At 54.7% G+C, this 13,405-nt stretch carries 8 protein-coding genes; all 8 read left to right on the top strand.

Annotation, left to right across the window (positions count from 1 at the left end; translation table 11 throughout):
* Nucleotides 1–33: 33 nt before the first annotated feature.
* The 8 genes from NYE26_RS26255 to NYE26_RS26220 all read left to right on the top strand — a co-directional run bounded on the left by NYE26_RS26255 (nucleotide 34) and on the right by NYE26_RS26220 (nucleotide 13,382).
* Nucleotides 34–1,776 (top strand): histidine kinase, encoded by a 1,743-nt coding sequence (locus tag NYE26_RS26255; protein WP_339251263.1) that lies wholly within the window; start codon nucleotides 34–36, stop codon nucleotides 1,774–1,776.
* On the top strand, nucleotides 1,773–3,443 hold the full coding sequence (locus NYE26_RS26250) for a response regulator (protein WP_339251261.1): 1,671 nt from the start codon (nucleotides 1,773–1,775) through the stop codon (nucleotides 3,441–3,443). The genes NYE26_RS26255 and NYE26_RS26250 overlap by 4 nt, the downstream gene beginning before the upstream one ends.
* 98 nt (nucleotides 3,444–3,541) lie before the next feature.
* Nucleotides 3,542–5,185 (top strand): extracellular solute-binding protein, encoded by a 1,644-nt coding sequence (locus NYE26_RS26245; protein WP_339251259.1) that lies wholly within the window; start codon nucleotides 3,542–3,544, stop codon nucleotides 5,183–5,185.
* A 9-nt stretch (nucleotides 5,186–5,194) separates the two neighbouring features.
* Entirely contained in the window at nucleotides 5,195–6,646 is a 1,452-nt protein-coding gene (locus NYE26_RS26240) for a family 43 glycosylhydrolase (protein WP_339251257.1), read from the top strand.
* A 3-nt stretch (nucleotides 6,647–6,649) separates the two neighbouring features.
* Nucleotides 6,650–9,895: a DUF6259 domain-containing protein gene (locus NYE26_RS26235; protein WP_339251255.1), complete on the top strand. Its 3,246-nt coding sequence runs from the start codon at nucleotides 6,650–6,652 to the stop codon at nucleotides 9,893–9,895.
* 41 nt (nucleotides 9,896–9,936) lie between these two features.
* Nucleotides 9,937–11,559: an extracellular solute-binding protein gene (locus NYE26_RS26230; RefSeq protein ID WP_339251253.1), complete on the top strand. Its 1,623-nt coding sequence runs from the start codon at nucleotides 9,937–9,939 to the stop codon at nucleotides 11,557–11,559.
* 18 nt (nucleotides 11,560–11,577) lie between these two features.
* The gene (locus tag NYE26_RS26225) at nucleotides 11,578–12,486 is read left to right on the top strand and encodes an ABC transporter permease subunit (protein WP_339251251.1); all 909 of its coding nucleotides are present in this window, start codon (nucleotides 11,578–11,580) and stop codon (nucleotides 12,484–12,486) included.
* A 14-nt stretch (nucleotides 12,487–12,500) separates the two neighbouring features.
* Nucleotides 12,501–13,382: a carbohydrate ABC transporter permease gene (locus NYE26_RS26220; protein ID WP_042139988.1), complete on the top strand. Its 882-nt coding sequence runs from the start codon at nucleotides 12,501–12,503 to the stop codon at nucleotides 13,380–13,382.
* Nucleotides 13,383–13,405: the final 23 nt, after the last annotated feature.

Below are 13,405 nucleotides of genomic sequence, written 5' to 3'. Positions count from 1 at the left end.
TGTGGAAGGAGAGAGATGCTGTTGATCAGATTTATGAGAACGCTTTCAATTTATCCCAAACTTGTTATGGCTTTCTTGCTTGTCATTATTCCGCTCTACCTGTGGGGTCTGGTCATGAATCAATCCGGACAGGAGGTTGTCCAGAAGCAAATCTCGGAATCCATGGCCAGCCGTGTCCACTTCTATCTGACTTCGCTGGAGACAGAGCTGACCCGGCTTACGCGGCTGAAGCTGGAGTATGTCAATGATGACGATTTGCTCTTGCTGGCGACGGTTCCGAACCAGTTGAACGACTATGAACGCACCCGCGCCTTATTATCCGCCAAGAGTAAATTGTATTTGCTCAAAAGCTCCAGCCCGTTCGTGGAGAACGTTAAGCTGTATATTCCTTCCCTGGACCGAAGCATCAATGCCAACAATTTCGACAGTGAGATGCCGCTTGAAGAATTGGAGGGCATTCTGAACCCGGCTCACATGAAATCACCGATCTTCGGCATGGGCGAGAAGCTGCTGATGAGCGGCGTGTACCCCGATGCGGTGTACGCCGGCCGGCCGCCTGTGCTGGCCATCGAAATTGAGCTGTCACGCCCGGAGATTCTCCGCTCACTCTCCAGCATGGCGGAGGGCGAGGGCGGCGGAGCTGTATGGATGGACATCGGCGGCCAGTGGCAGATTACCTCCGGCGTGGAGGACTCGCTGCTGGCTGCGTTCGGGGAAGCACTGCGGGGAGAACTGCTCGACGACAGCGGCGAGTCCGGCCAATACCGGCTGGAGTCAGCAGGCATTGACTATTTTGGAGCCAGTGAATATTCATCACTGCTGGGGACGACTTTGGCCGTATTTGTTCCTGCGGAGACGGTGCTAGAGCCGCTGAACAAGCATCGCAACTGGATTTGGGGAGAGTCGCTAGTCGCTTTGCTGCTCGCCGTAGTTTTCTCTTACTGGATATACAGGTTTATTCATAAGCCGATGAGGCGGCTGATTACTTCCTTCCGGAGAGTGGAGATGGGTGATCTGAGTGTCAGGCTCTATCACGGCAATCAGGATGAATTCAATTATGTATATAACCACTTCAACCATATGCTGGAGCGGATTCAGGAGTTGATTCATGAGGTGTATGAGCAGAGAATCAGATCCCAGCAATCCGAGCTTAAGCAATTGCAATCGCAGATTAACCCCCATTTTTTCTACAACACCTTCTTCATTCTGCAGGGTCTTGTCCGAATGAGGGAACATGAAGTAGCCGAGCGGATGCTTCACCATCTCAGCGGCTATTTTCAGTTTATTACACGTAGTGGAGCAGAGCAGGTCAGTCTGCTTGCAGAGATGAAGCACGCATGGTCTTATGTCGAGATTCAGAATATACGTTTCGCCGGTACGGTCACAGCCGAACTGGAGTCCATACCGCAGGGGTGGGAGGCTTCCATGGTGCCTCGGCTCATTGTCCAGCCATTAATTGAGAATGCTTATGCCCACGGGCTGGAGAACAAGCTGGCAGAAGGGATGCTGCGGGTAACCTTCCGGGAGGAAGGGGCGGACCGGCTGGTCATCGGGGTAGAAGACAACGGCGAATCGCTGGATGATGAACAGCTGCATGCGCTGCGCAGAACGCTGGCTCTTGCTGAAGAAGCTATGGAGACGACAGGAATCCTCAATGTGCACCGCCGGCTTCAGTTGCACTATGGTCCGGCGTTCGGAATTGAGGTGTCACGCAGCGGGCTGGGCGGATTGAAGGTGCTGCTGATGATAAGACGGGAAGAAGGGAGACAGCCATGATCAGACTGCTGATTGTCGATAATGAACGGTGGATTGTACGGAACCTGCTTGATCTGTTCGGGCATTGGGACAAGCTGGAGCTGGAGGTATACGGTGCGTATTCCGCTACGGAGGCACTGGAGCAGCTGGGGAAGATGAAGTTCGATATTGTATTGTCCGATATCCGTATGCCGGGAATGGACGGGCTTGAGCTGCAGCAGGAAATCAGACGTCACTGGCCGTGGTGCAAAATTATTTTTTTGAGCGGATATAACGAATTTGATTATATACAGCAAGTCATGCGTGGCGGCGGGGTGGACTATCTGTTAAAGACAGAAGGCGAGGACGCGATTCTACGCGCTGTGGAGCAGGCTGCTGCACAGTTGGATGCGGCGGTGGAAGCAGAAGAGCTGATCGAGCGCGCGCACCGGCAGCTACAGCTTGTCCGCCCGATGCTGCTGGGCGATTATTTGTTGGAGCTGATGCAGGGGGATAGCCCGGGCGTAAGCCAGCTTGCACATAAATTCCAGGAGCTGGAATGCCCGCTGAATGCTGCCCGGGGCGTACTGCTCACCATCGGGCGTGTGGACGATTGGCGGGACGAGCTTAGTGTAGCAGACAGGGAGCTGATGCTGTACGCTATCCGGAATATTGCCGAAGAATATTGGCTCCCCTCCGTGCGCTGCCTCAGTCTGCGTTATGAGAAGAACAAGCTGCTGTGGCTGCTGCAGCCTATGGCAGATGCTCCGGAGGACAGGGCGCGGGCGCTCCGGTTCATCCATGGGACGCTTGAGACGATCGCCATGAGCTGCAAGCGGCTGCTGAAGCTGCGGCTGTCGTTCTCGGCCGGTGCAGCATTTCGCCCCTGGGACGAGGCGCCCCGGCAGTTCAGCACCCTGAAGGCGCTGCTGGGCCGGGGACTCGGCATGGGCAAGGAGCTAGTTCTGATCGAACAGCGCAAGGAAGCTGGAGAGGAGGCGCAGCAGGCAGAGCTGCACAATCATGAAATTAGCAGCCAATTGGGGAAGCTGGGGGCCATGGCGGCTTATTTGGACAACGGACAGCAGGAGCATTTTTTTCTCGAATTCGGCAAGCTGGCAGCTTTGGCCTCCACTGCGCGTGGCACCGACAACCGGCTGAAGCTGGAGATCTACTATTCGCTCATGTGTTTGTTGCTGTCTTATATGAACCGCTGGGAACTGCATGAGGTCATCGGAGAGTCCATTGATTTGGACAAGCTTACAAGATATGGGGCCCACCCTTCTTGGGAGAGCGCGGAAGATTATTTGTCGGCGCTGGCCATGCAGCTGTTTGAACAAAAGCAAGATGACCAGGTCTACCGCGAGCATGATTTGATTACCCGCGTCCGGTTGTACGTGGAGCACCATTTGGCCGGTGATCTGTCACTGACCCGGATCGGTGATGTCGTCGGCTACAATCCGTATTACTTGACCCGGTTGTATAAGCGTTTAACGGGCCAGTCGTTGCCGGATTACGTGGCTTCTTCCCGATTGGCTGAAGCCCGGAAGCTGCTGGAGGGCGGCAGTCTGATTGTTCAGGACATTTCGAAAGCGGTCGGCTTTATGACGGAGCAATCCTTCTACCGCTTTTTCAAGAAGGAGACCGGCATTACTCCCCAGGAATACAGAGAGCGGCATACCTTATCCAAATCGGATAATCAAAAGTGAAAATCGGCGAGTAGAGGGGTCAGGGGAAGCGAGCCTATAATAATGCTAAATAAGGCGAACTTTCACGAAGCTCCTCCAAGATTGAAGGGGGATAAGAAGTGAAGGGAAAGAGATTGGCAGTCTTGACGTCTTACGGAATTGTTCTGTCGCTGCTGCTGAGCGCGAGCAGTCCCGGAACAGGCAGAATTTTGAACTCTGCGGAACATGAAGTCTACCCGTTTGGAAAATACGATCCGCCGATTCAGCTTCATATCGCGCGTCCGGTCGATCAGACCTGGACGTATCCCGGCGGTGACAGCATTGAAGATAATATCTGGTACCGGGAGTACCGCAGCCTGCTGGGCATCGAAATTGAACACGATTGGACCGCCCTGCCGGGGGAGTACAGCCGCAAGCTGAATGTCCTGATTGCATTGGGCAGTCTGCCGGAGATGTTCTCCGTTTCCGCAGGCCAGCTCAAACAGCTGGCGGATGCGGATCAACTGGAAGATCTGACGGCGGTATACGAGCGCTTCGCTTCCGGCCGCACCAAAAAACTGCAGCTGGGAGACGGCGGTGCGGCCTTGGCTTCCGCTACGTTCAACGGCAAACTGCTGGCGATTCCCATCGTCAATGCTCCGATCTACGAAGCCAATCTGCTGTGGGTGCGAACGGACTGGCTGGACAAATTAGGTCTGCCTGAGCCTAAAACGCTGGAGGAGGTGTTTGCGATTGCCGATGCATTTACGGGGCAAGATCCCGACGGCAACAACCGGCAGGACACCTTTGGCCTGGCCATCAATAATTACCTGTATGGCGGCATTGCCTCGGTTACCGGATTCTTCAATGCGTATCACGCTTATCCGCAGACCTGGATCAAGGACGGGAACGGTCAGGTGATTTACGGCTCCATACAGCCGGAGATGAAGCATGCGCTGGGCAAGCTTCAGGAGATGTATAAGAGCGGGCAGCTGGACCGGGAATTCGGTGTCAAGGACAGCGACCAGGTGGTGGAAGATATCTCGGCCAACAAGCTGGGCATGACGTTCGGCGCCAACTGGAATCCCTATGTATTCCTGGATGCTGTACGCCAAAACCCCGGAATGGAGTGGAAGCCGTTTCCGGTGCCTTCAGTGGATGGTGTGCCGGCCAAGGCCAGCGTCGGATTCTCGGCCAGCGGATATGTCGTAGTGCGCAAAGGCTATCAGCACCCGGAAGCTGTGGTGAAAATGCTGAACCTGCATGAAGAGGTGGTTCACGGCTCCAGACGCGGCGAAGGCGAATTCATTACTGTGGAAGAAGCCGGCGGACGGATCAACACCTCCAGGCTGTCCTTTGTCCAATCCGGTGTATCCAACGAGGATGTGGCAGAGTCGTTGTCGTTACTGCGCGAGGCCATCAGGAACGAGGATGGAAGCCTGCTGAGGGATGCGCTCACCGAAACCGACAAATACGGGCCGACCCTTGATTACCTGACAACCGGGAATATGGATAATTGGGCCGTTGCCCATCAATATTTCGGGTTCGAGACGACCATGGACCACTATAGCGGCGACCGGCTGCTGATGACTGCCTTCGGCGGACAGACCCCTACGATGACAGAGAAGTGGGCCATGCTGGACAGACTCGAGAAAGAAACCTTCACCAAAATTATTATGGGGGCGGTTTCCATTGATGAATTCGATAGATTCGTAAAGGATTGGAACCGGCTTGGCGGTAAGGCGATCCTGGAAGAAATTAATGAACCGTATGGAGGAGAGTGAACGAGCAGCATGAGCAAATTATTCTACAAGCCTGAAGACGGCTGGCTGGCCGACGTTATCCCGTTCTATGAAGACGGCGAGTTCAAGCTGCTGTATCTGAAAGATTGGCGCGACAGGGAAGGACACGGTGAAGGCACGCCCTGGTTTCTGCTGGGGACCCGGGATTTCATTCACTACAAGGAATACGGAGAGGTTCTGCCGAGGGGCGGGGTATCCGAGCAGGACTTGTATATCTATACGGGATGCGTGCTGAAGAAAGACGGACTGTATCATATTTTCTATACCGGCAACAATTTTCATTATCCGGCGGAGGGCAAGGCGCAGCAGGCAGTGATGCATGCGGTCAGCAGCGATTTTGTACATTGGGAAAAACGGCCGGAGGATGCCTTCTACGCACCAACGGAGGGCTACGAGGAGCATGACTGGCGTGATCCGTTTGTGTTCTGGAACGAGGAGGCGGGGGAATATTGGATGCTCCTTGCCGCCCGGTTGAAGGAGGGCCCCGCGGGTCGCCGCGGCTGCGTTGCCCTATGCGCCTCCAAGGATTTGACCAGCTGGGAGGTACGCGATCCGTTCTGGGCTCCCTACCTGTATACGACTCATGAATGCCCGGACCTGTTCCGGATGGGGGACTGGTGGTACCTTCTGTACTCGACATTCTCGGACCGTACGGTCACGCATTACCGGATGAGCCGCTCGCTGCAGGGGCCTTGGCTGGCGCCGGAGAACGATGCACTTGATACCCGGGCATTCTATGCCGCCAAGACCTGGACTGACGGTGAGCGGCGTTATGCATTCGGATGGAATCCGACGCGGGAAGGCGAGCATGACGGGGGCACCTGGCAATGGGGCGGACATCTGGTTGTGCATGAAGTCGTACAGGGCACGGATGGTGCGCTGCTTGTAAAAGTGCCGGATACCCTGAATGCTGCGTTCAATAAAGAAAGCGCTTTATCCTTCACCGAAGTGCTCGGACGCTGGAAGTTCAGCGGCAGCACGGCCGCGGTTACGGCAGCCGATTCCTTCGCCGGTGCCTATGCGGGGCCATTACCGGACGGCGCCTGCAAGCTGGAGGCAACGATAACGTTCGCTCCCGGCACCCGGGGCTGCGGCATTGTTCTGCGGACCGATCAGGAGTTCGGGCAGGGGTATATGATCCGGCTGGAGCCGGGCCGTAACCGGATTGTTGTTGACCAGTGGCCGAGGAAGGGGGATGTCCCTTACGCCGTCGGCATGGAGCGGCCGCTGCAATTGCTGCCCGGAACCCCGTGCTCGTTAAGCGTCTATCTGGAAGATCAGGTTTGCGTAGTCTATGTGAACGGGGAGATTGCGTTAAGCACGCGGCTGTATGATTTCCAGCAAGGAGGGAAGGGATTGTTCGTTAGTGAGGGGAGTGCGGAATTCAGGTTCAGCCAGTTTGAAATGCAGATTCATTCCAATCCGGATCAAGAGAGGGGATAGGTAATGATCAATATTGTCAGAAGAACAGTGATGGTGTGTGTGGCGTGTATGCTGTTGTATAGCCTTCTGCCGGGCTTCAGTGCTGCAGATCCAGTCAATGGGAAGGTAACGATTGATTCCGGCACAGCCGCCATCGACTTCACCTATGGAACGATAAATCTGGCCCGCGGCAACGAAGGCAAGCTGACTGGTATCCGCCATCTGGCGCAGAACAATCTGTGGAATGATACGGCAGCTTCCATCGTTTCAGCGAAGAGAGGGCATGTCACCTATGAACACACCTGGGGGTCGGGCACTTCGCTGGCTGAGCTGGAGACGACGGTTGCCCGTAAATATGACGGTACCTTGACCGTCAGCCAACATGCGCAGACAGAGCAGCCAGGCATATCGGGCATGCAATGGGGATTCATTATCCCCGATACGTATGATCTGATTATTCCTGCACTGGGCGGGATCCGGCTCACTGCCGAATCACCGGACGCCGCCTATGGCTTCTCCCAGTTCACCTATCCCGATGTCTGGGAGGCGCAGATGTTTCTTGTGCAGGGGGCAGAGGGCGGATTGCTGGTTCATGCGGATGACAATGCTGATTTCTTCAAAACATTGCATGTGAAGCATGAGAATGGCAGCTTCTATGTTGGAATAGAGACGCAATCACCCGCTCCATTTCAGCAAACGACCAAGTCGGTCTCCACGGATTGGCGGCTTAAAGCCTACGCCGGTGACTGGGCAAAAGGATCTGCGATGTACCGGGAGTGGGCAGATGGTGCTTTCGGGTTGTCTGAATCTGCCGCGAAGGCACCGGATTGGGCCAAGGATATCGGATTCACGGTGCTGACGGATCTGGAAGACCAGCCGATGCTGGAGGAGCTTGCAGAGCGGGTAGATCCCGGGCGGACGCTGCTGGTCGTTCCTGGCTGGAGAGCGGACCCCTATGACGTGAATTTTCCCAATTATGAGCCTAAGCCGGATATCGCCGCCAAGATCGACGCCGCTCAGGCGCTGGGGTTCCGCGTAATGCTGTATGTTAACATCTTTGGAACATCGTTTAACAACGAGAATTACACACAGATGCAGCCCTATCAGGTGAAGGATCCGTTCACGCTGGAGCGGAAGCGCTGGGAGTATACAGCAGGATCGGAACAGATTTCATTTGCCGTTATTAATCCGGCGGCGGAGGCGTGGCGGGAACTCTTCGTTAACAAGATGACTGCCCTGGTGAATGAGGTCGGACCGGACGCGCTGCACTTGGACCAGTCGCTGCTCATGTATAACGATGCCAACGGCCTGATTGACGGCAACAACATGATGCAAGGCAATATCGCCCTGCACCGCGAGCTTAGAGAAGCGCTGCCGGAGAATATCGCCTTGGGCGGAGAAAGCCTGAATGAAATCACGACCCGGTACGAGTCCTTTGCACAGCGTCATGCATATGGCATCTTCGCCGCGAGCGGCACCTGGGATGAGAGCAAAATCGACCAGGTGGTTCCGGCCAGCTCTGCGATTTTTGCACTCTATACGACCATTTACGGTCATCCCGATCATGCCAACCCGATGACGGAGGACTATTACATGGCCTGGCATAAGGTCGTTCAGAATAGGCTCGGGGCAATTCCGATGCTCACCAGACCCAATCTGGGTCAGATCGCCAATGCCACCCCGCTGATGGAGCAATTGCTGGATGAAGCGAATTGGTACCAGAGCGCACAGCCTACAGCTGATTTCAGCAATATGTCAGATCCCACTCTGTTTGCTTTCAGGACAGCTAATGGCGGCAGTGCCAAATATGTGCGCGATTCCTACGGAGAGAAGCTGACCGCCTACGAAGTGAACCCTTCCGGCGGGGGCACCGACATCATGCGTTATTTGTACGGGGCAGAGACCTATCCGTTGCCGGGAAGCATTCCGGGGTGGCTACTCTATGACGAACAGAAGCTGTTCGGGCTGGACCCGGACAAAACGTATCTGTATTTGAACCAGGTCCGCGATCCCGAGGGATTCCATGTCTATGAGTGGCCGGAGGATGTGGCGTTAAAACGGCTGTCCAGCCGGTCCACCCACACCACCATCGTTATGGACGACAAGCTTCTGTCCGGTGATATAGATCTGCTGAATTACGAGGGACCGGTTAGAGCAGGAGAGGTTCTTGGAGACGGTACCGTCCATACTACCGCTGCCCCGTTCCCTACCACGGGCGGATTCTCCTACTCCTTCCCCGGAGGAGGAACTGTGCAGCACTGGGGCGACCGGATCCTGGCCCATCCGCCTTACGCAGGACAGTGGCAGGGCGGGCATACCTGGCTGGAATTTGATATCAGTCTGCCAGCGGCAGCGGCAGCGAGCTTTCAAGCCGGTGTGCAATTGGGCTCCGAGCAGAACGTTGCGAGCAGTGACGGTGTCACCTTCAAGGTATCCGCTTGGGATAAGGCAGAAGCGCCTGAAGACCGTACGGTGCTGAGTGAAGAGCAGTTCAGCAGAAGTGCCTCACCCACAGCCATGGAGCTGGATTTGTCGGAATTAGCAGGCAAAGAAGTGACCCTCCGGCTGGAGACGCATCCCGGTGTGACGGTGGACAATGATTCTGCCGTATGGGTGGCACCTACGGTAGCCGTCGCAACTTACGGCGGCAATCGCAGCGTAAACTTCAAGGTGAACAGCCCGCTGCCCTTAACTGTGGTGCAATCCAGCTATGGAGCAGCCTCGTCTGTAAGTCTAGGTAACAATCACTACGAAATTACAGCACCTGCCTCGGGTACGGTGTATCTGATTCACAACGTGTCTGCTCCTGTGCAGCTGCCGTTATCGTTACCCGGAGCTCCATATCATTCGAGCCTGGTGTTCGAGGACGGAAGCGAAGGGCAAGCCCAGTCTCCGTTCGGCGGATTCCCGGGAAGCGGCTCTGTACTCGGCGTTGAGAAGCAGGGGCTGGATGCCCACCCGCCGCAGCACGGGCAGACGCATATTGAATATACCTTGAATTTGCCCGCAGACACGCAGGCTGTACTGCAGGGATTCGCCGGCATTAAGGACGGATCGGATGACTCCCAGGGCGCCGGCTTCCGCATAGCGGTGAACGGAACGGTAAAGTGGTCGCAGGATATCATGCCGGGCGGGGCCTGGACGCCGTTCAGTATCCCGCTGGCCGAATATGCCGGAACTTCGGTCATCATCACCCTGATCACTGATTCTTTGGGCGACTACGGATATGACAGGGCCTTCTGGGGCCAGCCGGCTCTGATTGTGCAATAAAGAGATCATGCAGAAACCGAATATGAGGGGGAAGCAAAATCATGAGAAAAATTGCCGCTTTATCTATTAGTACCGTTCTTTTGGCCCTGACAGCCTGCAGCTCACCATCCAATACCAATACCAAAGACACTGCCAGCTCCAGTGCCGATCCCAAGCAACCCATTGACCTGCGGGTAGGCCGTTATTCCCTGCCCACCTGGGGGTATCCCGCAGGGGATGATTTTGCGAACAACATCTGGTACCGGCATTATGCTGACAAGTTCAATCTGAACGTCATACACGAATGGACAGCTCTGCAGAATGAATACAATGAGAAGCTGAACATCGTCATTGCCTCGGGATCGATTCCGGATATCGTCATCGAAGCCTCCACCAACCAGCTGGAGACCATGGTAAAGGCCGGTATGACAGCGGATCTCACCGATGTTTTCGAGGAGCATGCTTCTGATTTGACGAAGGAGATTCTCACCGGTGACGGCGGCCTTGCGATGGATTCGGCTACCTTTGACGGCAAGCTCATGGCTTTGCCTTACACGACCTCGGTCATCTATGAACCCAGTCTGCTATGGGTGAGGCAGGACTGGCTGGATAAGCTGAACTTACCAGTGCCGAAGACCATTGACGATGTGATTGCGGTGGCCAAGGCCTTCAAGGAACAGGATCCGGACGGCAACGGCATTGACGACACCGGCGGGCTGGCGTTCAGCAACTGGCTATTCGACGGGATTACCTCCACCACCGGATTCTTCAACGGCTACCATGCCTATCCGCAGAGCTGGCTCAAAGGAGATGACGGCAAGATCACCTACGGCAGCGTGCAGCCTGAAATGAAGAATGCCTTGGCTAAGCTCAGAGAAATGTATCAGGCCGGCCTGATTGATCCTGAGTTTGGCATGAAGGATACGACCAAGGTAACGGAGGAGGTCAGCGGCGGCAAATACGGCATCAGCTATGGACGCTGCTGGAACGTATACATGTACGGTACGGGCCTGGAGGGCCTGCCGGATATGGTCTGGACTCCACTGGCGGCCCCAAGCGCCGACGGCGAGGATGTATTTGCCAATGTAGGCACAACCGTGGTGAGCTACTACGCGGTGAACAAAGACTATAAGCATCCCGAAATTCTTGTCCAATTATTGAATGATTACAACGAGATGGCTTACGGTCCGAACCGGAACGATCCCGAGGTCAAGAAATTCTTTGCTTTCGAAAAAGGGCAGACCATTGTGGAACAGGGGCACTTGTCCCTGGCCCGGACCCTTACGACCGATGATGCCACCGTGAAATCTTTGGAATACCTGATCGAAGCCATCGAGAAGCGCGATCCCAGCAAGCTGGATCAGGCTCTGACCGAGACGGGGAAATACGAACCGAGCGTAGCTTATCTGGACGGCAAGGGGACCGGCTATATGGAATATCACCAGGTCAAAGCCTTCAAAACGATTGTGGAGGGCTATGGCACGGATCATCTGATTCCCCAGGCTTATGGAGGCACCACGGAAACGATGCTGAACAAAATGGGCATTCTGGGCGATTATGAACGTGAAATTTTCACGAAGATCATCATGGGTGCGGAGCCTATTGACGCCTTCGATACCTTCGTATCCGAGTGGCACAAGCTGGGCGGCCAGCAGATTCTGGACGAGATCAACGCCAGCTTGTGATGAAAGGGGTAGCCTATTGTGAGAGCATCGCACCTGAAGAGCCGCTTCAGACATGAATTACCGTACCATTTGTTTTTGATACCGGGAATTATACTGGCTGTTCTATTCTGCTATATCCCGATGATGGGGATTGTCATGGCCTTTCAGAACTTTAGCGTGTTCAAGGGCTGGCTTGCGGGTCCATGGGTCGGGATGGACAATTTCAAATATATCATCTCCATGCCCCGCTTCGGGCAAGTCATGTATAACACGATCTATATCTCGATTTTAAAAATAGTCTTTTCGTTGCTCGTGCCTATCGTGGTTGCACTGCTGCTGAACGAAATGCGCGGCCAGCGGATGAAACGGGTGCTGCAAACGGCGATGTACCTGCCGTATTTCCTGTCCTGGGTGGTGCTCGGCGGCATCATTCTGGATGTTCTCAGTCTGGAGGGGGTGATTAACAGCCTCATCCAGGCCTTTGGCGGAGAGCCGGTGGGCTTCCTGTCCAGCAACCGGCTGTTCCCCGGTGTACTGGTCACTACTGAAGTGTGGAAGAACTTTGGCTTCAATACGATTATCTATATGGCTGCGCTAACATCCATCAATCCGGATTTATATGAAGCAGCCATGATTGACGGAGCCAGCCGCTGGCGGCAGATCTGGCATGTTACGCTGCCCGGCATTCGTCCCACAATCATTCTTCTGGCTACTCTCAGTCTGGGCAATGTGCTGAACGCCGGGTTCGAACAGGTATTCATGCTGCTCAATCCGCTGGTGGTCGATTCCGGCGATATCCTGGATACGCTGGTCTACCGGCTGGCGTTCAATCAGGCGCAGTACAGCGTAGCGACAGCCGTAGGACTGTTTAAATCGCTGGTATCCGGAGTACTTATTTCAGTTTCCTATTATATGGCTTATAAGTTTGCCGATTACCGCATTTTTTGAAAGGGGGAGCAAGGGTGAAATACCGTTTGAACGGCAGCACCGTGTTCGCAGTATTCAACAAAGTGTTTCTCATTCTCTTGGGAATCCTCTGCATTGCGCCGATTGTCAATACGTTAGCCATTTCCTTCAGCTCCGCCTCGGCGGTGGCGATGGGGAAGGTACGGTTTTTTCCGTCGGACTTTTCACTGGACGCTTATAAATTTATCGCTACCCGTCCGGAATTTCTAAGATCCTTGGGCGTGGCTGTGATCCGTGTGCTTGTGGGCAGCGCCCTGCAGATGCTGGTTACCTTTATTTCGGCTTATCCCCTTTCCAGGGAGAACAGGGATTTCAGCATGCGGACGTTTTATGTATGGTTTTTCATGTTCACCATCCTCTTCAGCGGAGGCATTGTTCCCCTGTACATGCAGGTGAAATCCCTCCACATGCTGGATACCATGATGGTACTGGTTCTGCCGACAGCCCTGGCGGTCTTCAACATCGTTCTGATGATCAATTTCTTCAGAGGACTGCCCCGGGAACTGGATGAGTCCTTCCGCATAGATGGAGCCGGACACTGGACCATCCTGTGGCGGTTATATTTCCCGCTGTCGTTGCCTGCCTTTGCGACCATCCTGCTGCTGGCTATGGTAGGGCATTGGAATAGCTGGTTTGACGGAATGATCTTCATGAACCAGACCGAGAACTATCCGCTCGCCACCTATTTACGCTCCATTATTGTCAGCTTCGATTTCAGCAATGTGAGGTCTGAGGATGCCGCACTCCTGGCCAGCATCTCACCGCGCACGACCAAGAGCGCGCAGATCATTCTGGCCACGTTGCCCATCTTGTGCGTCTACCCTTTTTTACAGCGTTATTTCGTGTCTGGTCTCGTCCTGGGAAGCGTGAAGGGATAGTTCCAAAAACTATTTACAGTAGA

Source organism: Paenibacillus sp. FSL P2-0136, from assembly GCF_037975325.1.
GTDB lineage: Bacteria > Bacillota > Bacilli > Paenibacillales > Paenibacillaceae > Paenibacillus_AQ > Paenibacillus_AQ silagei.
The sequence above is the reverse complement of the archived record's forward strand: the minus strand, read 5'-3'. Positions and strand labels throughout refer to the sequence as shown.